The sequence below is a fragment of the Methylonatrum kenyense genome (assembly GCF_023195885.1).
Taxonomy (GTDB): Bacteria; Pseudomonadota; Gammaproteobacteria; order Nitrococcales; family Aquisalimonadaceae; genus Methylonatrum; species Methylonatrum kenyense.
Window position 1 is genome coordinate 314,635 of the sequence record NZ_JALPKO010000003.1, and the last position, 20,558, is coordinate 335,192.

Consider the following 20,558-nt stretch of genomic DNA (forward strand, 5'->3'; position numbering starts at 1 on the left):
ATAATTGGGGAGATGGCGATGCCACTCAATCTGCCAAATGCCCTGACACTGGGGCGGATCGTCCTGATTCCGGTGTTTGGCCTGGTGTTCCTGCTGCCGGTGGGCTGGGCGAATCTGGCTGCGGCGTTCATCTTCGCATTGGCGGCAGTGACCGACTGGCTGGATGGCTATCTGGCTCGCCGGCTTGGTCAGACATCCGCCTTCGGCGCCTTTCTCGATCCGGTGGCGGACAAGCTGATGGTGGCAGTGGCGCTGGTGGCCCTGGTGGCGGTCAATCCCTCGCCATTGTTCGCATTGCCGGCGGCGATCATCATCTGCCGCGAAATTGCCGTCTCGGCACTGCGCGAATGGATGGCAGAGCTCGGCGAACGGGCCCATGTCGCCGTCAACATGCTGGGCAAGGTGAAGACCGCGCTGCAGATGGTGTCGATCACCATGCTGCTGTACCGGGAACCGGTGCTCGGCGTATCCATGCACGCGGTCGGTCTGTTGTTGCTGTTTGCTGCCGCAGCACTGACTCTCTGGTCGATGGTTCTCTACCTGATGGCCGCCTGGAAGGTGCTCGCGCGCGAGCCGCAATCCAACCGTTGAAAACACGGAGTCAGGCTTGACAGGGAGGGCGCCCGGATTAGAATAGGCGCCACTCAAGCGGGAATAGCTCAGTTGGTAGAGCACAACCTTGCCAAGGTTGGGGTCGCGAGTTCGAGTCTCGTTTCCCGCTCCAGATTCCTGCAAGCCCCGGCTCCGCCGGGGCTTTGTGTATCCGGATGACGGTCTCGCGGTTTCGCCCGCGGCGCATCGTCACTGGTACCATGCGCGGAAAGCGCAGTTCGCCTCCGGCTCGGTGGCAGAGTGGTGATGCAGCGGCCTGCAAAGCCGTGTACGTCGGTTCGATTCCGGCCCGAGCCTCCATACCCTTCGACCCGCGAGTTCGCCGATTGACGGCGGAGGCAGTCGCGGGCACTGTCTTTTCCGGGCCATCTGCCCGGGTGGCGGAATTCCCGGCCGGCGGGCCCTTTAAATCAGAGTTTCCTTAATATTGTGGAAAAACAATAAATTATATTGAATTTATCAAGCGATATGTGACGGCCATATAGCGGGTGTGGTGGAATTGGTAGACACATCAGACTTAAAATCTGAAGGCTGAAAAGCCGTGCCGGTTCGAGTCCGGCCACCCGCACCAGTCACATGCGCCCGCACGCCAGAGGTTCTCTACTCTCGAGCCTTGAGATCAGGGCCTAACCCGTACTGAGCCAATCAGATGCCGCCGAAACCCGGCGGAGTGAATCCGAGGTTGTTATCCACGGCCTTGACGCCCGCGGTGTTCTCGGCCGCCACCTGCACCGCCATCTTCTCCTGTGGATTCTCCACCATACCCCACAGCTGGACCCGGCCTTCGGAAACGATGACGTTGATGCGGTCGGCCCGCACGCCGGTATTCTCGTCAACTTCCCTGACGATCGCCTTGCGGATCTCTCGGTCGTCACTGGTCACCTCGGCGTCGGGTTCGGACACCGAGAAGCCGCGCAGCAGGTTCGCTCGGCTAACGATGCCGACCAGCTTGCCTGCGCTCACCACCGGCACGCGCTTGATCTGGTGCCGCTCGAGCAGGGTGGAAATCTTGTGCAAGGGCATCTCCTCACCGATGGTGATCGGGTCAGGGGTCATCACCTGGTGGGCCCGATGGCCGTGGGACTTGACGTAATCGGCGGGGTCACGGCCGGCCACCAGCCTCAGCCACCATGACTCGCGGCGGTCGCCGCCATTCTCGACGCGGCGCACCAGGTCTCCTTCGCTGACAATACCCAGCACCCTGGCGTTGGCATCCACCACGGGCACGGCACTGATGCCGCTATCGAGCAGCAGGGAGGCGATCGCGCGCACCTCGCTGTCGGGCCCTACGGTGATGACATTGCGAGTCATGATGTCTCTGGCTTGCATGGAGCGTCCTCTAAGCGTCTTGGACAGGCGACGCGCGAATCACGGGCCACCGCCTCATTCTTCGATTGCCGGCAGGTTCCGCATCGGGCTTTGCCTCCCGTCAGAAGATAGCAAGGCCCGGCAAAGCCTGCCTTGCCCCGGGAAAAATGCGGACTCCAACCTGGGCGGGAATAAATCAGAGTTTTCCCGGGTGTTAACCTGTCCTTTGACCAAGCGGGAGCCGATCGGAGATCATGGCAAGTTCGCCATGGCCCGTCAGGCGGTGACCTAAGGTACGCGCTGGCGAAGAAAAGCCTATCCCGTGCCTCAAGGGCCGTTTGGGTCCGGCCCCGGGCACCATCCTGTCGCGCGCCGCGCAAGGCGCCACAATCGGAACCTCGCCGTGTCCGAGCAACCTGTTCATGCCCGCTGGAACGCCCGCTACCGGGGGCGGGAGCCCGACGAGACCGGGCCCGCTGAAGTGCTGGCCTGGCACAGCCACCTGCTGCCGCGCGAGGGCCGCGCGCTGGACGTCGCCGCCGGGCTCGCTGCCAACGGGATCTGCCTTTCCGGCCTTGGCCTCGACACCGAGGCCTGGGATATCTCCGATGTCGCGGTCTCTGCCGTCAACCGTTTTGCCCGCAAGCGCTTCCTGCCGTTGACCGCTCGCATCCGGGATGTGCAGACGCGGCCTCCCGAAAAAAACAGTTTCGACGTCATCGTGGTCAGCCGCTTTTTGCATCGGCCGCTTTGTGCGGCACTGGTCGACGCGCTGCGGCCCGGGGGCCTGCTGCTGTATCAGACCTTCACCCGGCTCAAGGTTTATGGGCGCGGCCCCTCGAACCCGGACTTTCTGCTGGATTCGGGAGAATTGCTGCACCTGTTCGCGCCGTTGCAGCCCGTCGTGTACCGCGAAGAGGGCGACCTCGGTGACGTGTCATCGGGGTTTCGCGACGAGGCGATGCTGATCGCGCGCAAGCCGACGCCGGAACCGCAGGCCAATTGACCGTCTGCCCTGTCATGGCAGACTGACGCACGGTTTGCATGAATGTCGGGCGGTCCACGGGCGGTCGCCGCGCAGAAGAATTCCAACGGCTCAGGCAGGGGAGAGTGATGGCGGCACCACGAGCATCCGTCCACGGAGAATGGTCGAGCAGCCTGTTTTTCATCCTCGCCGCCACCGGTTCCGCGGTGGGTCTCGGCAATCTCTGGCGGTTTCCGTACCTGGTGGGTGATAACGGCGGCGGTGCCTTCGTTGTCATCTACCTGCTGTGCATTCTGCTGGTCGGTCTGCCGATCATGATGGCGGAGATCATGATCGGGCGTCGGGGACGGCACAGTCCGATCAACAGTCTGCGCCTGATCGCCCGCGATGAGGGACTGAATCCGGCCTGGCAGGGCCTTGGCTGGCTCGGCGTCGCCGCCGGCTTCATGATCCTGTCGTTTTACAGCGTGGTCGGTGGCTGGGCGCTGTATTACGGTTTCGAGGCCTTTCAGGGCGGTTTCCGGGGCATCGACACCGACACCGCCGGGACCCTGTTCGAGGGGGTGCTCGCGAGTCCGGGGCTGGTCGTGTTGTGGCACAGCATCTTCCTGCTGCTGCTGTTCGGTATTGTCGCCGCTGGCGTCAGACGGGGCCTGCAACGCGCCGTCACCTTGCTGATGCCGTTGCTGTTCCTGCTGCTGTTGTTCCTCGTGCTGTACGGCGCGCTGACCGGCGGGTTCGCCGAGACCCTGGCGTTCATGTTCCGGCCTGATTTCTCCGCGGTGGATGGAGGAACCATTCTGACCGCGTTGGGTCAGGCGTTCTTCACTCTCAGCCTGGGGATGGGGGCGATCATGGTCTATGGCGCCTACCTGCCATCGCGCGCCTCCATTCCCGGCAATACGGTCTGGATCGTGGGCATGGACACGTTGACGGCGATCATTGCCGGGCTGGCCATATTCCCGGTGGTCTTTTCGGCGGGGATGGAACCGGCCCAGGGGCCGGGGCTGGTGTTCGTGACCCTGCCCGTGGTGTTTGGCGAAATCACGCTGGGAACGCTGCTCGGGATGGTATTCTTCGTGCTGTTGTCGGTGGCCGCGATCACTTCGGGGATTTCCCTGCTGGAACCGGCCGTCGCCTATCTCACCGAACGCGGGCCGCTGAGCCGGGCGGGCGCCGCCGCGATCATCACGCTTGCCATCTGGTTGCTGGGTATTGCAGCCGGCCTGTCGCTGAATGTCTGGGCGGACGTGCGCATCCTGCCGTTTGCCGATCTCGGGATATTCGATCTGCTTGAGTTCGTCTCCAATGACATCATGCTGCCGCTGGGTGGCTTGCTGATCGCCGTGTTCGCCGCCTGGCGGATCCGCTCGAAGACGCGCCTGGTGGAGCTTGGCATGCCGCCCGATAGCCTGCGTTTCCGGCTCTGGTTGCTGGTGACCCGGTTTGTTGCACCGCTGGCGGTCGTGCTGGTGTTCATGAACGCCCTTGGCCTGTTTGGCTGATGAACAGGCGGGCCTGGTGCTGGTACCGGGGCGTGTTGCTCCTGTCGCTACTGGTGATGGCGGGCGCGGCACAGGCTGCCTGTGTTGAGAGCACGGCGGCGCTGGAATCCATGGAAAGGCGGCCGGTGCAGTTTTCCAGCCGCAATGGCGAGGATGTCCGGTTCACGGTCAGGATCGCGGCGAACCGTCGGCAGCGTGCGGCGGGCATGCAGCATCTCTGCGAGCAGGCGGTGCGCGACAATCCGATGCTGTTTCGTTTTCCGCGACCGGTGCAGCACGCCTTTCACATGCAGAATGTGCATGTGCCGCTGGACATTCTGTTCATTGACCGACACGGAGTGATTCGCAGCCGGCAACGCATGATTCCGGGCGAGGCCCTGTACCGGCCGGATCATCCATTCCATTATGCGCTGGAAATGCTGGCCGGCGAGGCTGAGCGGCTTGGTCTCGCGGAAGGCATGCAGCTCCGTTCGCTGCGTTCAGACTGAGGTCCGGTAGTGGCGTCCGTCGAATCCCGTTCCATTCAACTCCCCGTGCAGGGTATGCATTGTGCGTCCTGCGTTGGACGCGTGGAAAAGGCGTTGGGCAGTGTGCCCGGTGTCACGGAGGCCACGGTCCAGCTGGTGACCGGGCAGGCCCGGCTACAGGTCGATCCCGCCGCGTTTCAACTCGATCAGGCAGTACAGGCGCTTGATACGGCCGGATACCCGGTACCGTCGCGCAGGCTGCGGCTGGACGTCGACGAGATGCATTGTGGCAGTTGTGTCGCGCGCGTCGAGGCGGCAGCGCGCGCGGTCGAAGGCGTTACCGAGGCGTCGGCCAATCTGGCCGATGGCAGCCTGCGGCTGGAGCTGATTGCCGATGATGGCTTGGTCCCCGGGCTGCTGCGCGCCCTGGCGCAGGCAGGTTATCCGGCACGACTTGCTGATGTCGGGAGCTCGTCCCGGCGGCAGCGTGAACAGCGGGACCAACAGGATCTGGAACGGTTGCAGCGCGCGACGCTGCTGGCCGCGGCGCTGACCCTGCCGATCTTCGTCACCGAGATGGGCAGCCACCTGGTACCCGGATTCGCAGGCTGGTTGCAGGCGACAGCTGGCACCACGGCGATCCTCTACATGCAGATGCTGCTGGCCACCGTGGTGCAGTTCGGGCCGGGTTGGCGGTTCTACAGGCTTGGCGGCCCAGCGCTGTGGCGGGGCGCACCGGATATGCATTCGCTTGTCATGTTGGGCACCAGCGCCGCCTACGGTTACTCGGTGATCGCCACGCTGGCACCCGGGGTGCTGCCGGCGGCCGCGGTACACGTTTATTTCGAACCGGCGGCGGTGATCATCACCCTGGTGCTGCTGGGTCGTTATATCGAGGGTCGGGCCAAGGGCAGGACCGGCGATGCAATCCGGCATTTGCTGGAACTCCAGGCGCCGGAGGCGCTGGTCCGCCGGGGCCCCGATTGGCAGCTCCAGCCGATTGAAAACCTTGTTCCGGGGGATCACCTGCTGGTGCGCCCGGGTGAGCGAATCCCGCTCGATGGCACGGTGCTGAGCGGCGAATCCTGGGTGGACGAATCCATGCTCAGTGGCGAACCGGAGCCAGTCCGGCGGGGCACGGAACAGGCCGTTGTCGGCGGCAGTGTCAACGGTAACGCCAGCTTGGAGATCCGCGTTGATCGCACCGGCGAGGACACGGTGCTGGCGAACATCATACGCATGGTGCAGGACGCGCAGGCCGCGAAACTGCCCATTCAGGCCGTGGTGGACCGGGTCACCGCCCGGTTCGTACCTGCCGTGCTGGTGGTGGCGGCAATCACCTTCCTGGCCTGGCTGGTGCTGGGTGGTGAATCCGCGTTGAGCCTGGCGCTGGTCAACGCGGTTGCCGTACTGATCATCGCCTGTCCCTGTGCCATGGGCCTGGCAACACCGGTGTCCATCATGGTGGGTACCGGCAGGGCGGCAGAGCTGGGAATCCTGTTCCGCGGTGGCGAGGCGCTGCAAACCCTGCGTGAGGTGGATCTGGTGGCCTTCGACAAGACCGGAACGCTGACCGTGGGCAGGCCACAATTGACGCATCTGGAACTCGCCCCCGGTGTTGCCCTGGACCGGGAGGCGACGCTGCGGTTGCTGGCTTCCGTCGAACGCCAATCGGAACATCCCCTGGCGGCAGCCATTGTTGCCGCGGCCCCTGCAGGCCTGGCCGATGCCAGTGAGGTTGAAATAACGGCGGGCCAGGGCATTTCGGCGACCGTCGAGGGCCGTCGCCTGCATATCGGCTCGGATCGTTTCCTTGCCGCGCAAGGCGTGGATCTCGTGGCGTTGGCCGCGACGGCCGGGGCGCTTTCCGCCGGGGGCCGAACCGTAATCTTCGCCGCCGAGGGCAATCAGCTGCTGGCGCTGCTGGCCGTTGCGGATCCGATTCGTGACGGCATGCGCGAGGCAATCCGCGGCCTGCGGGCACAGGGCTTGCGCTGCGTCATGGTAACGGGGGATGGTCGCAGCACCGCTGAAGCCGTTGCCGCAATCCTCGGCATTGCCGAGGTCCGCGCCGAGACCCTGCCCGGTGACAAGGCTGCCGTGGTTCGCGAACTGCAGGAGCAGGGCGGTGCCGTGGCGTTTGTCGGCGACGGTATCAACGACGCACCGGCGCTGGCCCAGGCGGATATCGGTATCGCCGTCGGCAGTGGCACCGACGTTGCCATCGAGTCGGCGGATGTGGTGTTGATGGGCAATGATCTGCGCCGGCTGGACGCCGCCATACGGCTGTCGACGGCGACCTTGCGCAACATCCACCAGAATCTGGTCTGGGCCTTCGGCTACAACACGCTGCTGATTCCGGTGGCCGCTGGATTGCTGTTCCCGCTGTTCGGACTTTTGCTGTCACCCATGCTGGCCGCCGTTGCCATGGGTCTGTCCAGCATCAGCGTCCTGGGCAATGCCTTGCGGTTGAAGCGGCAGCGCCTAGGGAAACACTGAGATCCGAGCCACTCCGAATGATAGAGTGGCGACGAGCGGCTTGTGATTGGCGATCACTGCCCTCAGGTAATCCCCAGAGGCAACAGTATGGAGCGGAGTCCATGAGCAGACAGGAAAATGTCGGCCAGGTCGGAAGTGACGATACGGTGATGCTGCGGGGCAATACCGATATCGGGAATCAGGAACAAACCCGCAGAATCATTCGGTATTTGCTGGACAAGCTGCCTGATGGCGGCTCCTTCGATGGCTCTGACGTCCTGCTGCAGACCCAGGAAACGGGTCTTCAGGTTTCCCAGGAACTCATCGCCGGCTCGCTGATGGACATGGCCCAGCGCGGCGAAGCCACCCTTACCGTCTACGACTTCGAGAACGGCGAAACACCAATCTACAACTGCGCGTCAACGGACCTGCTGCGTGAGCGTGACGGGGTGATGATTCACGAACTGGTGATGACCCGCCGCGGCGAAGTGCCGCTGAGTCCAGGGACGGCCTGAGACTTCGTTTGCCCACGGTGATCGAAGTGGCCGGGCGCCGCCAGGGGCCTTGCCCCGGGCGTGCCCGGCTGCTGGCTGTCTAACCCTGCTGCAGGGCCAGAATGACTGCCCTGGCCGTATCCTCCGACGAGGCCGGGTTCTGGCCGGTGACGAGCTTGCCGTCCGTGACCACATGGGCTTGCCAATCGTCGGCCCTGCTGTAGTTCCCGCCTCTTTCCTTCAGCATGTCTTCCACCAGAAACGGGACCACATCGGTCAATTGCACTGCGTCTTCCTCGGTGTTGCTGAACCCGGTGACATTCCGTCCGGCGACCAATGCGCGGCCGGAATCAAGCTCGACATGGCGAAATACCGCTGGGGCATGGCACACCGCGCCGATGACCTTGCCCTGGTCGTGGGCACGGCGGATCAGGGAAATGGAATCCCTGTTTTCGGCCAGATCCCACAACGGCCCGTGACCGCCCGGATAGAACACTGCGTCGAAATCGTCGATGTCGACGTCGGCCAGGCGCCGGGTGGCAGCAAGTTGCTCCCGCGCGTCTGCATCGTTCATGAAACGCCGCGTGCTCTCCGTGAGTGCTTCCTCTGCCTCGCTATTCGGGTCCACCGGTGGCTGACCACCTTTCGGGGAGGCCAACGTAATTTCCGCGCCGGCGTCGCGAAAGGCATAAAAGGGCGAGGTGAACTCTTCCAGCCAGAATCCGGTGGGATATCCGGAATCACCCAGTCGATCGTGGGAGGTCAGCACCATCAGGATCTTCATGTTCCTTGCCCTCCAAAGGCGGGGTTGCGTTCGACTCGGTCAGAGGGGTTGTGCCGGCGGCATCGCCTTTCAAGCCCGTGACGGGCGACCGGCCGCCCTGCGTCCGGCGGCGCGGCGATTTCAGGTGGGTTTGCTGACCCGCTGCATGGCGGGGTCCTCGTCTGGTCGGGGCAGGGTCAGGGTGTCGGCATAGGCCAGCAGAAACAGAACGAAGCCAAGCACCCAGAATATGCCCGCAACTGCGAGCAGGCCCTGTGACTGGGGCATAAGCCCCCAGAGCAGTCGGAGTACCGCCGCGCCAATGATCGCGACGAAGGCGGCAATGGCCAGCGGTGGCGCCTGCAAGGGGCGACCCGTGTGACCGAGCGAGACCCGCGCCATCATGCCGATCACGAGAAGGCCCATGGCACCGACCGTCAGGGCATGGCTGCCAGCCGACCAGTTAACTGGCGCGCCAAGCAGGTGGAGGCCGAGCAGGGCGAGGCCGATACAGATCCACAGGTAGCCGAAGTGGAGCACCCAAAGCAGTGCATCACCGAGGGTTTTGCGTGGCTGCCAGCGTGCCCAACGAATCAGGTTCAGTAACGAGGCCAGCAGCAGGAGTGGTCCCGCCGCGGTGTGCCTGCCGAACAGGAGCACGACCACCGCGCAGGCAAGCGTGGTGACCGTCGCCGACCAGTTGAGAACCACGTTCTGGCGTACGTCGACGTCCGGCAGACGTCGACCGGTGAAGAACGGAATAACCCGCCCACCCATGAATACCAGCAGCACGGTAACAAGCAGCACCGTGGCATCCAGGCTCCTCAGACCCCAGTGCAACGGAATCAGGCCGTGCAGAGACAGATGACTGGTCGCATTGAGTAGTGTCAGTGCGCCGAAAAACGGCAGGAACGCGTAATTTCGTTGATTGCGGGAGGCAAGCAGGACGCGGCCGAGAAGCAATGCGACCAGCGGAAAAAGCAGCAGGTCCATGACCGAAGTCAGGGCAAGCGGGATCGCCTGCGGAAACAGAAACCCGAGCCGTGCGACCAGCCAGAGCAGTACCAGACCAAGCAGTTGCGTGGGACGGGTCGTGGCAAGCCCTGTCCAGTTGCCGGCAGCTGTCAGCACGAAGCCCACGATGATCGCGCCGAGGAATCCGAACAGCATTTCGCGACCATGCCAAAGCAGCGGGTTGAGCTCCGCTGGCAGATTCGTCATGCCCTGCAGAAACAGGATCCAGATCAGGATCAGTAGGGCACCAAACAGGGCGCCCAGCAGGAAGAACGGACGGAAACCGATGGAAAAAGTTGCCGCCCAGCGTGTGGCAATCTCGGAACGTGAACGCATTTCCCTTACCTTGGACCTGATGCCCAGTTGTTGTCTAAAAGAAATAAACCATATACTACTAATTAGCTGGGCCCATGACCATACGGATCGGCCTGTTCGGCCCGGCCTTCGGTGCCAGAAAACGTCAAACGGGAGAAAAATCATGCGTCAGAAGACTTATCTGCTTGCCGGTGTCCTGTTCGCAATGCTCATCTTAATTCATGGCCCGGCGGTGGCCGCGGAGGAACAGGCCGCAGAGGAAGACTGGTTTCAGAGCCTGGTAACGGACACTCCGGCGGAAGGGTTTGCGCTGGCGGTTCGGCTGTCTCGCCGCAGTGTGACCACAACCCAGACCAATCTGGATGTGGTGCGTCAGTTGCGGCCGACCTACGCCAATGATGCCGAGCAACTGATCATGGCATCCGCCGTGATCGCCGCCTATTTCCAGACGGTTGCCGAGGCGAACGATTACTGGCGCGATTGAGTCAGCGTTTCCTTAACGGGTCCGCCGCGGCCTTTCAAGCCCGCGGCGCCGGGTCGCGGTGTCATTCCGGCGCGTGTACCACGCAGCGGTGCCACGGTGAGTAATAGCGCACGTAGGCCGGTGCGTGGGAGAACACGCCGGAAAGGACGATGACCAGCAGGAAGATTGTCGGCGCGAACGCCGGCAAGAGTAGCAGCACCGCCAAGAGGCCCAGTTTGAGCAGCACTGCCAGGCCGCGCATCTGGAACAGCCAGATGCCGTGATTCCATACCGCCAGTGCCATCATCAGCCCGCCAGAGATCAGGGTGAGCCAGGCATAGGGCAGCCAGGCGCCTTCCGCCGGGTTCGAATAGAGGAATGCGCCGCCGAGTCCGGCAACGCCCACCAGATGCACCGAACGAAGGGCGATACTGATCCAGCGTTGACCGGGGCATCGGCGGCTCCGCGCTGGCAGAAGTCGGTCCGTTACCGCTCCTGCCATTGCGGGCCTCCGATTGGTGATGGCCGGGGCGGGTTTCCGCAGGGGGTCCATCAACGCTCAAGCAGCTCGAGTTTGTTCGGCTTGCCGTCCCATTCCTCGGCGTCGGCCGGCGGGTCCTTCTGCTCGGTAATCACTGGCCACTCCCGTGACAGTTCGGCGTTGAGCTCGAGGAAGTGCATCTGGTCCTCCGGCAGGTCGTCTTCCGAGAGGATGGCCTCGGCCGGGCATTCCGGCTCGCACAGGGTGCAATCGATGCATTCATCCGGGTCGATGACCAGGTAGTTCGGGCCTTCATGGAAGCAGTCCACCGGGCAGACTTCCACGCAATCGGTGTATTTGCACTTGATGCAGTTCTCAGTGACGACAAAGGTCACGACGACCTCTCCGATAGCCTGTTGAACAAGTATTCATAATACTGTAATAGTAATGCGCATGCCAGGGATCAGTTACAGCCATGGTGCCGGATTCTTGGTGAATGCGACCCACACGATGTATCCGAAGGTTGCCAGGGCCAGGCTAAGGGACAGCAGGCGGCCGGCGAGCGTCCGTGCACGTTTCAGCGCCAGGCTCCCCAGTGCGATATACACCAGCAGGGCAACGACCTTGGCTGTGAGCCAGTGGTCGACGAACGGCGCTTGCCGCGCCATGACCGCCAGCGCGACGGCGCTGGTCAACAGGATGGTGTCGACAACATGCGGGATGACCTGGATCAAGTTGTTACCCGTCGAAACAGGTATTTTGCAGTTCAGCAATGCAGCACGCAGGACAAACAGGGACAGGCTGAGGGCCGCACTTGACTGGTGAATCAATTTGATAAGCCCGTAGTGTTCCATGCTCCAGTCCTTTGAAAAACCAATACGCTGTTGACTACAGTTAGGGTCAGTGTCCTACAGGTCAACGCTCGAAGCAGGCAAGGAGAAGGCCAGTGACCCCGGACAGACGCACGCAGATCACGGTCCTGGGGGCCAACACTTTTGCCTTCACCATCTGCTTTGCCGTCTGGGTCGTCTTTAGCGTTATCGGCAACCCCATCGCCGATGAACTCGGCCTGACAGAAACGCAGTTCGGCATCCTGACCGCCGTTCCTATCCTCACCGGTTCGCTCGCCCGCATGCCGCTCGGCATGCTGGCTGATCGATTCGGGGGGCGTTCGGTGTTCGCCCTTTTGATGGTTGCCACCATCATCCCGATCTACCTGTTGCAGTTCGCGACCACCTATTCCCAGTTTCTGGTCCTCGGTGCCGTCGTGGGCCTGGCCGGCGGTTCCTTCTCGGTGGGTATTGCCTATACCGCACGTTTTTTCGAACGGAAACGACAAGGTTTGGCAATGGGCATTTTCGGCGCCGGCAATGCGGGCGCCGCACTGACCAAATTCGTCGCACCCACCGTGGTGGTGGTCTGGGGCTGGCAGGCCGTCCCCGCCATCTATGCCGTGGCAATGACGGTCACCGTGGTGGTGTTCTGGCTGCTGACCTGTCCCGAGCCGGAGCGCGATCGTAGCAACACGCCCAGCCTGCGCGAACAGCTCCTGGCACTGCGCGATCCGCGTGTATGGAAGTACTGCCAGTACTACTCGGTGGTCTTCGGCGGCTACGTCGGTCTGTCCCTGTACCTGACCCGCTACTACATCATGGAATACGGCGTCGGTCTGCAACTGGCGGCACTGGTGGCGACCATCTTCGTGCTGCCATCGGGCGTCATCCGTGCATTCGGTGGCTGGCTATCGGACCGTTTCGGCGCGCATACGGTGACCTGGTGGTGCATGTGGTCCAGCTTCATCTGCCTGTTCGTCATGTCCTACCCGGAAACGCACTACGCCATTACCCAGCGCGATGGTTCGACGCTGGAGTTCTCTTTCGGCGTCAACATCTGGCTGTTCACGTTCCTGCTGTTCATCGTCGGTCTCGCCTGGGGTGTCGGCAAGGCCTCGGTATTCAAGTACATCTCCGATGATTTCGATCGTGACATCGGTCTTGTCTCCGGCGTCGTCGGCCTTGTCGGCGGTCTGGCCGGATTCCTGCTCCCCATTATGTTCGGAGCTCTGGTGGACACCACCGGTGTGTCCAGCACGGTCTTCATGCTGCTGTTCGGCGTAACCGGCGTGTCGCTGATCTGGATGTGGTGGACCGAGCGGCGCAACCCCGTTCTGCGTGACAGCGACTCAAGGTCAACCGACGGCTTTCAGCAAGGAGTGTCCGAATCATGAGCAAGCCAGGCATGGCGACGCCCTACCGCGAAGGGTATGTGCTGCATAACTGGAATCCGGAAGACAACGACTTCTGGCAGGCGGAGGGGCGCCGCATCGCCTACCGGAACCTGTGGATCTCGATCCCCTGTCTGCTGCTGGCCTTCGCGGTCTGGATGATCTGGAGCGTGACTGCGGTGATGCTGCCGCAGGCGGGGTTCGACTACACCACCAACCAGTTGTTCTGGCTCGCGGCTCTGCCGTCACTGTCCGGTGCCACGCTTCGGGTGTTCTATTCCTTCATGGTGCCGATCTTCGGCGGTCGCCGCTGGACGGCGATCAGCACCGCGAGTCTGCTGATTCCGGCCGTGGGCATCGGTTTCGCGGTGCAGAATCCGGATACCCCCTACTGGGTCATGATCACGCTGGCGATCCTTTGTGGCTTTGGTGGCGGCAACTTCGCCTCCAGCATGTCCAACATTTCGTTTTTCTTCCCGAAGCAGGAAAAGGGTACGGCGCTCGGGTTGAATGCCGGGCTGGGTAATCTGGGCGTCAGCCTGATGCAGTTCGTGGTGCCACTGGTCATTACCATCAGCGTCTTCGGTGCCTTTGGCGATGCCTCAGCGACTCGGGCCGACGGTTCGTCCCTCTGGTTGCAGAATGCCGGTTTCGTCTGGGTGCCGTTCATTCTTCTGGCGACCGCTGCCGCCTGGTTTGGCATGAATGACGTTGCCAACGCCAGAGCATCATTCGCCGAGCAGGCAGTGATCTTCCGGCGCAAGCACAACTGGCTGATGTGCTGGCTGTACATCGGCACCTTCGGTTCCTTTATCGGCTACTCGGCGGCGTTTCCGATGCTGATCAATAATCAGTTTCCGGATATCGATGGCACCCAGTACGCATTCCTTGGACCCCTGATCGGTGCCCTGATCCGCCCGGTTGGCGGCTGGCTGGCCGACAAACTGGGCGGGGCGCGCGTGACGCTCTGGAACTTTGTGGTGATGGGCTTGGCAGTGCTGGCGGTCATGCTGTTCCTGCCGGGCGAGGGTGGCAGCGGCAATTTCTGGGGCTTTCTGCTGGCCTTCCTGGTGCTGTTCGCAACCACCGGGGTTGGAAACGGTTCCACGTTCCGCATGATTCCGGTGATCTTCACCAATCAGGCGCAGGCCGCGGCGGGCAGCGACCCTGCTGCCCAGCGACAGGCTGTCGCGGATGGCAACAAGGAAGGCGCCGCCGTGCTGGGCTTCAGTTCCGCCATCGGTGCCTACGGTGGCTTCTTCATTCCCCGGGGCTTCGGCAGCTCCATCGCCCTGACCGGCACGGTCAGTCTGGCACTGTGGATATTCATTGTTTTCTACCTGAGCTGTATCGCCGTCACCTGGTGGTACTACGCACGTCGCGGCGCCGAGGCCCCTTGCTAGGGGCTGATTCCGAACGGGAGGCATGTCATGAGTTACTTTCTGGATCGATTGACCTTTTTTCAGCGCGTGAAAGAGGGGTTTTCCGATGATCACGGCGTCACGACCTCGGACACCCGGCGCTGGGAGGACGCGTACCGGCACCGTTGGCAGCACGATAAAGTGGTGCGCTCCACCCATGGGGTCAACTGTACGGGTTCCTGCAGCTGGAAGATTTACGTGAAGAACGGGTTGGTGACCTGGGAAACCCAGCAGACCGACTATCCGCGTACGCGACCGGATTTGCCGAACCACGAGCCCCGAGGCTGTGCGCGGGGCGCGAGCTACTCCTGGTACATCTACAGCGCGAACCGCCTGAAGTATCCGATGATTCGCGGTTCGTTGCTGCGTCTCTGGCAGGAGGCGAAAAAACAGCATGCCGATCCCGTGGCGGCCTGGGCCTCCATTGCCGACAACCGTGAAGTGGCCGCCCGCTACAAGGCGCGCCGTGGGCTTGGCGGCCTTGTGCGGTGCAGTTGGGATGAGGTCAACGAGCTGATCGCGGCCGCTAATGTCCATACCGTGCGGCAGTACGGGCCGGACAGGGTTATCGGCTTTTCGCCCATTCCGGCGATGTCCATGGTTTCCTATGCGGCCGGCGCCCGCTATCTATCCCTGATCGGCGGTGCTTGTCTGAGTTTCTACGATTGGTACTGCGATTTGCCGCCGAGTTCCCCGCAGACCTGGGGCGAGCAGACCGACGTTCCCGAATCAGCGGACTGGTACAACTCCGGGTTCATCATGATGTGGGGGTCGAACGTGCCCCAGACACGAACGCCGGATGCCCATTTCATGACCGAAGTCCGGTACAAGGGCACCAAAATCGTCACCGTGACGCCAGACTACTCCGAAGCCTCGAAATTCGGCGATATCTGGCTCAATCCCAAGCAGGGTACGGATTCGGCGCTGGCAATGGCTTTCGGGCACGTCATCCTGAAGGAATTCCACGTCGACAAACCGAGTGACTATTTCACCGACTACGCCCGGAAATACACCGATTTCCCGATGCTGGTGCGGCTTGATGCTGCGGAAAAAGGCTATCAGGCGGGGCGTTTCCTGCGTGCCTCTGATTTCGACGAGGGCCTGGGACAGGACAACAACCCGGAATGGAAGACGGTCGCCTACGACGAGAGCAGCGGGCAGGTGGTGGTCCCGAACGGGTCGGTGGGCTTCCGCTGGGGGGAAAACGGGCGCTGGAATCTCGAGGAAAAGGAGGCTGGTGGCCAGGACACGACGCTGCAACTGTCCGTGCTGGAACAGCGTGATGATGTTGCGGCGGTCGGTTTCCCCTATTTCGGCGGCAAGGAACACGAACTGGGACGTTTCCAGCCCAATCCCCAGGATGAGGTCATCTACCGCAAGGTTCCCGTGCGCAAGATCAAACTGGCGGATGGCGACGAGGCGCTCGTCGCAACGGTCTATGACCTGATTACCGCGCATTATGGTGTCGACCGCGGACTGGAATGCGACAACACGCCCGCCGGATACGATGACAACAAGCCCTACACGCCCGCCTGGCAGGAGCAGATCACCGGTGTCCCGAGGGACAGGGTGATTGCCGTGGCACGGGAGTTCGCAGAAAACGCCGACAAGACGAAGGGCCGCTCCATGGTCATTCTCGGCGCCGGTCTCAACCATTGGTACCACATGGACATGAACTACCGCGGCATCATCAACATGCTGGTGTTCTGTGGTTGCATCGGTCAGAGCGGCGGTGGTTGGGCGCATTATGTGGGGCAGGAAAAGCTGCGGCCGCAGACTGGCTGGCAGCCGCTCGCGTTCGGCCTCGACTGGGCGCGGCCGCCGCGGCACATGAACGGCACCTCGTTCTTCTACGGCCACACCGATCAATGGCGCTACGAAAAGCTCAACATGGCGGACATGCTGTCGCCACTGGCCCGGCCGGAAGACTTCAAGGGTAGCGCGATTGATTTCAACGTGCGTGCAGAGCGCATGGGCTGGTTGCCTTCGGCGCCCCAACTGGCGGCGAACCCCTTGCAGATTGCCAGGGACGCGGCGGCGGCCGGCAAGGACGTCAAGGACTACGTGGTCGAAAAGCTCAAGAGCGGCGAATTGACCATGGCCTGCGAGGATCCGGACAACCCGGTGAACTTCCCTCGCAACATGTTCATCTGGCGCTCCAACCTGCTCGGTTCCAGCGGCAAGGGCCATGAATATTTTCTCAAGCACCTGCTCGGAACCAGCCACGGTGTGCAGGGCAAGGACCTGGGCGAAGAGGGTGGCGAAAAACCCATGGAAGTCACTTGGCGTGACTCCGTAACGGACGGCAAGCTGGATCTTCTGGTGACGCTGGATTTCCGCATGTCCACCACCTGCTTGTACTCGGATATCGTGCTGCCCACGGCCACCTGGTACGAGAAGAATGACCTCAACACCTCGGACATGCACCCGTTCATCCATCCGCTTTGCGAGGCGGTGAACCCGTGCTGGGAATCGAGATCGGACTGGGATATCTACAAGGGGCTGGCGAAAACCTTCTCCCGCCTCGCGGAACCGCATCTGGGCAAGGAAACGGACGTCGTCACTTTGCCGATCCTTCACGATACGCCCGGAGAGATTGCGCAGCCCTTTGACGTCAAGGAGTGGCGGAAAGGGGAATGCGAGCCCATTCCGGGCAAGACCATGCCCAACATCATTGCTGTCGAGCGGGATTACCTGAATACCTACGCGCGGTTCACCGCCGTCGGTCCGCTGTTGAACAAGCTCGGTAACGGTGGCAAGGGCATCAGCTGGAACACCGAGCATGAGGTTGACCTGCTGGGCGATCTGAACGGACGCCACCGTGGCGAGGGCGCGAACAAGGGCTTGCCGAAAATCGAGACGGCAATCGACGCGGCGGAGGTCATTCTCACTCTGGCGCCGGAGACGAACGGCGAGGTGGCGGTAAAGGCCTGGGCCGCGCTGTCGGAGCAGACCGGGCGGGACCACACGCATCTTGCGCTGAACAAGGAAGAGGAGAAGATCCGGTTCCGTGATCTGGTGGCACAGCCCCGCAAAATCATCTCATCTCCCACCTGGTCCGGCCTGGAGTCCGAACATGTCTCCTATAACGCCGGTTACACCAACGTTCATGAACTAATCCCGTGGCGCACCCTGACCGGGCGCCAACAGCTTTACCAGGATCACGCCTGGATGCGCGCCTTCGGCGAGGGCTTCACCAGCTACAAGCCGCCGGTGAACATGCGCACAACCCAGGAGATCATCGGCGTCCGCGGCAATGGCAACGAGGAAATCGCCCTTAACTGGATTACCCCGCATCAGAAGTGGGGTATTCACAGCACCTACAGCGAGAACCTGCTGATGCTGACCCTGTCCCGGGGCGGGCCATGTGTCTGGATCTCGGAGACGGATGCGAAGAAGGTGGGCATCGTCGACAACGACTGGATCGAATGCTTCAACAGCAACGGTGCGCTGGTTGCCCGGGCAGTTGTCAGTCAGCGGGTCAACGAGGGAATGGTGATGATGTACCACGCCCAGGAGAAGCTGGTGAACACTCCGGGATCGGAGATCAGCGGCGAGCGCGGCGGCATCCACAACTCGGTGACCCGCGCGGTCCTCAAGCCGACCCACATGATCGGCGGCTACGCCCAGCAGAGTTACGGCTTCAACTATTACGGGACAGTCGGTTCCAACCGGGACGAGTTCGTGGTGGTCAGGAAGATGAATCGCGTCAACTGGCTGGAAGGCGATGACGAGAGCATTTATCAGGCGGAGGAGCAGGCATGAAGGTCCGCGCACAAATCGGCAAAGTTTTGAATCTGGACAAATGTATCGGCTGCCACACTTGCTCGGTGACTTGCAAGAATGTCTGGACGTCGCGCGAGGGCATGGAATACGCGTGGTTCAACAACGTGGAATCCAAACCCGGGATCGGTTACCCGAAGGACTGGGAGAACCAGGACCGCTGGAACGGCGGCTGGTCGATGAAAGGCGGAAAACTGCAGCCCAAGGCGGGCGGCAAGTGGCGCTTGCTGGCGAAAATCTTCGCCAATCCGGATCTGCCCGGCATCGACGATTATTACGAGCCGTTCAATTACGACTACCAGCGTCTGCACAACGCGGCGGACTCCAAGCACCAACCGGTTGCCAAGCCCTTCTCGGCGCTGACCGGACGACCGATGGACAAGATCGAATGGGGTCCGAACTGGGAGGAGATTCTGGGCGGCGAGTTCGAAAAGCGCTCGAAGGACTACAACTTCCAGAATATTCAGAAGGAAATGTATGGCCAGTTCGAGAATACATTCCTGATGTATCTGCCCCGACTCTGCGAGCACTGCCTGAACCCGACCTGTGTCGCTTCCTGCCCATCGGGTGCCATCTACAAGCGCGAGGAGGACGGCATTGTCCTGATCGACCAGGACAAGTGCCGGGGCTGGCGCATGTGCATCTCTGGCTGCCCGTACAAGAAGATCTACTACAACTGGCAGGCTGGAAAATCCGAGAAATGCACGTTCTGTTTCCCGCGCATTGAGGTCGGGCAACCGACCGTTTGCTCGGAGACCTGTGTCGGACGGATCCGCTATCTCGGCGTGATCCTCTACGATGCCGACCGGATCAAGGAGGCGGCTTCGTCCGCCTCGGAGCAGGATCTCTACGAGGAGCAACTCAAGGTCTTTCTGGACCCGAATGATCCGGAGGTGCTTGCGGCGGCCAGAAAGGAAGGCATTCCCGAGGATTGGCTCGAGGCGGCCCAGCGCTCGCCGGTCTACAAGATGGCGATGGACTGGAAGGTCGCGTTTCCCCTGCATCCCGAATACCGGACGCTGCCCATGGTGTGGTACATCCCGCCGCTGTCGCCGATTCAGTCGGCCGCCGACGCTGGCGTCCTGGAGACGGACGGGCTGATCCCGAAAGTGGAGAACCTCCGTATTCCGGTGAAATACCTGGCGAATATGCTGACTGCCGGGGACGAGCGGCCGGTTATTCATGCGCTGGAACGGATGCTGGCAATGCGGCATTTCAAGCGCAGCCAGACCGTCGACGGCACACCCAATCACCAGGTGCTCGAGCAGGTGGGGTTGGACGAGGAGACTGTCGAGGACATGTACCAGATCATGGCGATTGCGAATTACGAGCATCGTTTCGATATTCCCACCGCGAAACGCGAACTGTCTCTCGAAGACCCTTACGGTGAGCGCTCCGGCTGCGGGTTCAGCTTCGGCGACGGTTGCCACACAACCAGCGGTGGCACCACCCGCACCGACATTTTCGGTGGCAAGCCGTCGCGCAGGCGTGGCTTCCCGGCCCGGGTCGAATTCCGGACCGGGAGCAACGACAAGGCGGAGGAAAGCTGATGCGCGAGATCAAACTCCTGTCCGCACTGCTGGACTACCCGAGCGGGGAGTTACAGCAACATGCTGGCGAGTTGTTGGATGTGGTCGAGCAGAGTCCGAACCTCTGCAAGAGATCGCGGCATCGGCTTGCCGCGCTGATTGTGTTCATCCGCGATGCGGACCTGATTGAGCTGCAATCGACCTACGTGGGCCTGTTTGATCGAAGTCGCACCCTGTCGCTGCATCTGTTCGAGCATGTTCATGGTGAGGCGCGTGATCGTGGACAGGCGATGGTGGAACTGATGGAGATCTATCAGAACGAGGGATTCGAGATCTCCTCGCGGGAACTGCCCGATTATCTCCCGCTGTTTCTCGAATTCTGCTCACGACAAGCGCCTGATACGGCAATCGACTGGATGCAGCGGTCGGGGCATTTGTTGCAGGAAATGGAGGCCCGCCTCAGTGCCCGCAACAGTCCTTATGCCGCCGCTTTTCAGGCATTGCTCGACTTGACCGGATTACCGGAGGCCGGCAGTGATTTCCACGACAAAATTCATCGAGAGCCTGCTGATGATACGCCGGATGCGCTGGACCGCGCATGGGAGGAGGAGCCTGTGACATTCGGTCCCGGGGCAGCGGCCTGTGGCAGCGTCAAGACCGATTCCGGCCAGGCTGTCCCAGTCGACGTGTCGAATCTGGGCAGACCGGTTTGAACC

General features: G+C 62.0%; 18 protein-coding genes and 3 tRNA genes. 15 read left to right on the plus strand and 6 right to left on the minus strand.

Annotation, left to right across the window (positions count from 1 at the left end; all coding sequences use genetic code 11):
- The first annotated feature begins 18 nt into the window (after window positions 1–18).
- The 4 genes from pgsA to M0534_RS05610 all read left to right on the plus strand — a co-directional run bounded on the left by pgsA (window position 19) and on the right by M0534_RS05610 (window position 1,183).
- Entirely contained in the window at window positions 19–591 is a 573-nt protein-coding gene (pgsA, locus tag M0534_RS05595; protein WP_248567421.1) for a CDP-diacylglycerol--glycerol-3-phosphate 3-phosphatidyltransferase, read from the plus strand.
- Window positions 592–648: 57 nt separating this feature from the next.
- Window positions 649–724, plus strand: a tRNA-Gly gene (locus tag M0534_RS05600).
- A 114-nt stretch (window positions 725–838) separates the two neighbouring features.
- Window positions 839–912, plus strand: a tRNA-Cys gene (locus tag M0534_RS05605).
- Between the two features lie 184 nt (window positions 913–1,096).
- Window positions 1,097–1,183, plus strand: a tRNA-Leu gene (locus M0534_RS05610).
- A 74-nt stretch (window positions 1,184–1,257) separates the two neighbouring features.
- Here M0534_RS05610 and M0534_RS05615 read toward each other — a convergent pair.
- The gene (locus tag M0534_RS05615) at window positions 1,258–1,923 is read right to left on the minus strand and encodes a CBS domain-containing protein (protein WP_345894704.1); all 666 of its coding nucleotides are present in this window, start codon (window positions 1,921–1,923) and stop codon (window positions 1,258–1,260) included.
- Window positions 1,924–2,323: 400 nt separating this feature from the next.
- On the opposite strand from M0534_RS05615, the gene M0534_RS05620 reads away from it, so the two are divergent.
- From M0534_RS05620 to M0534_RS05640, 5 genes are all read left to right on the plus strand, one after another.
- Complete coding sequence (locus M0534_RS05620; RefSeq protein ID WP_248567423.1) at window positions 2,324–2,926, plus strand: class I SAM-dependent methyltransferase; 603 nt, start codon at window positions 2,324–2,326, stop codon at window positions 2,924–2,926.
- Window positions 2,927–3,033: 107 nt separating this feature from the next.
- On the plus strand, window positions 3,034–4,410 hold the full coding sequence (locus M0534_RS05625) for a sodium-dependent transporter (protein WP_248567424.1): 1,377 nt from the start codon (window positions 3,034–3,036) through the stop codon (window positions 4,408–4,410).
- Window positions 4,410–4,898: a DUF192 domain-containing protein gene (locus M0534_RS05630; protein ID WP_248567425.1), complete on the plus strand. Its 489-nt coding sequence runs from the start codon at window positions 4,410–4,412 to the stop codon at window positions 4,896–4,898. Before M0534_RS05625 ends, M0534_RS05630 begins: the two co-directional genes overlap by 1 nt.
- A gap of 45 nt (window positions 4,899–4,943) precedes the next feature.
- On the plus strand, window positions 4,944–7,376 hold the full coding sequence (locus M0534_RS05635; RefSeq protein WP_345894706.1) for a heavy metal translocating P-type ATPase: 2,433 nt from the start codon (window positions 4,944–4,946) through the stop codon (window positions 7,374–7,376).
- Window positions 7,377–7,477: 101 nt separating this feature from the next.
- Complete coding sequence (locus M0534_RS05640) at window positions 7,478–7,870, plus strand: hypothetical protein (RefSeq protein ID WP_248567426.1); 393 nt, start codon at window positions 7,478–7,480, stop codon at window positions 7,868–7,870.
- Window positions 7,871–7,949: 79 nt separating this feature from the next.
- On the opposite strand, the gene M0534_RS05645 is transcribed toward M0534_RS05640, so the two are convergent.
- Together M0534_RS05645 and M0534_RS05650 are read right to left on the minus strand one after the other, a co-directional pair.
- Complete coding sequence (locus M0534_RS05645) at window positions 7,950–8,633, minus strand: type 1 glutamine amidotransferase domain-containing protein (RefSeq protein WP_248567427.1); 684 nt, start codon at window positions 8,631–8,633, stop codon at window positions 7,950–7,952.
- Between the two features lie 120 nt (window positions 8,634–8,753).
- Window positions 8,754–9,962 (minus strand): NnrS family protein, encoded by a 1,209-nt coding sequence (locus M0534_RS05650; protein WP_248567428.1) that lies wholly within the window; start codon window positions 9,960–9,962, stop codon window positions 8,754–8,756.
- A 142-nt stretch (window positions 9,963–10,104) separates the two neighbouring features.
- Between M0534_RS05650 and M0534_RS05655 the strand changes: the two genes are divergently transcribed.
- Window positions 10,105–10,425, plus strand: coding sequence for a hexameric tyrosine-coordinated heme protein (locus tag M0534_RS05655; protein WP_345894705.1), 321 nt, complete (start codon window positions 10,105–10,107; stop codon window positions 10,423–10,425).
- A gap of 61 nt (window positions 10,426–10,486) precedes the next feature.
- Here M0534_RS05655 and M0534_RS05660 read toward each other — a convergent pair whose 3' ends face one another.
- The 3 genes from M0534_RS05660 to M0534_RS05670 form a co-directional block, all read right to left on the minus strand.
- Window positions 10,487–10,906: a hypothetical protein gene (locus tag M0534_RS05660; RefSeq protein ID WP_248567429.1), complete on the minus strand. Its 420-nt coding sequence runs from the start codon at window positions 10,904–10,906 to the stop codon at window positions 10,487–10,489.
- 50 nt (window positions 10,907–10,956) lie between these two features.
- The gene (gene fdxA, locus M0534_RS05665; RefSeq protein WP_248567430.1) at window positions 10,957–11,280 is read right to left on the minus strand and encodes a ferredoxin FdxA; all 324 of its coding nucleotides are present in this window, start codon (window positions 11,278–11,280) and stop codon (window positions 10,957–10,959) included.
- Window positions 11,281–11,352: 72 nt separating this feature from the next.
- Complete coding sequence (locus M0534_RS05670; protein ID WP_248567431.1) at window positions 11,353–11,739, minus strand: SirB2 family protein; 387 nt, start codon at window positions 11,737–11,739, stop codon at window positions 11,353–11,355.
- A gap of 92 nt (window positions 11,740–11,831) precedes the next feature.
- On the opposite strand from M0534_RS05670, the gene M0534_RS05675 reads away from it, so the two are divergent.
- From M0534_RS05675 to narJ, 5 genes are read left to right on the plus strand one after another with little or no spacing between them, the layout of a single operon-like run.
- Window positions 11,832–13,112, plus strand: coding sequence for an MFS transporter (locus M0534_RS05675; RefSeq protein WP_248567432.1), 1,281 nt, complete (start codon window positions 11,832–11,834; stop codon window positions 13,110–13,112).
- Window positions 13,109–14,512, plus strand: coding sequence for a NarK family nitrate/nitrite MFS transporter (locus M0534_RS05680; protein ID WP_248567433.1), 1,404 nt, complete (start codon window positions 13,109–13,111; stop codon window positions 14,510–14,512). Before M0534_RS05675 ends, M0534_RS05680 begins: the two co-directional genes overlap by 4 nt.
- 27 nt (window positions 14,513–14,539) lie before the next feature.
- Window positions 14,540–18,295, plus strand: coding sequence for a nitrate reductase subunit alpha (locus M0534_RS05685; protein ID WP_248567434.1), 3,756 nt, complete (start codon window positions 14,540–14,542; stop codon window positions 18,293–18,295).
- Window positions 18,292–19,863 carry a nitrate reductase subunit beta gene (gene narH, locus M0534_RS05690; protein WP_248567435.1) on the plus strand — a complete coding sequence of 524 codons (1,572 nt, stop codon included), beginning with the start codon at window positions 18,292–18,294 and terminating at the stop codon, window positions 19,861–19,863. Before M0534_RS05685 ends, narH begins: the two co-directional genes overlap by 4 nt.
- The gene (gene narJ, locus M0534_RS05695; RefSeq protein WP_248567436.1) at window positions 19,863–20,555 is read left to right on the plus strand and encodes a nitrate reductase molybdenum cofactor assembly chaperone; all 693 of its coding nucleotides are present in this window, start codon (window positions 19,863–19,865) and stop codon (window positions 20,553–20,555) included. Before narH ends, narJ begins: the two co-directional genes overlap by 1 nt.
- Window positions 20,556–20,558: the final 3 nt, after the last annotated feature.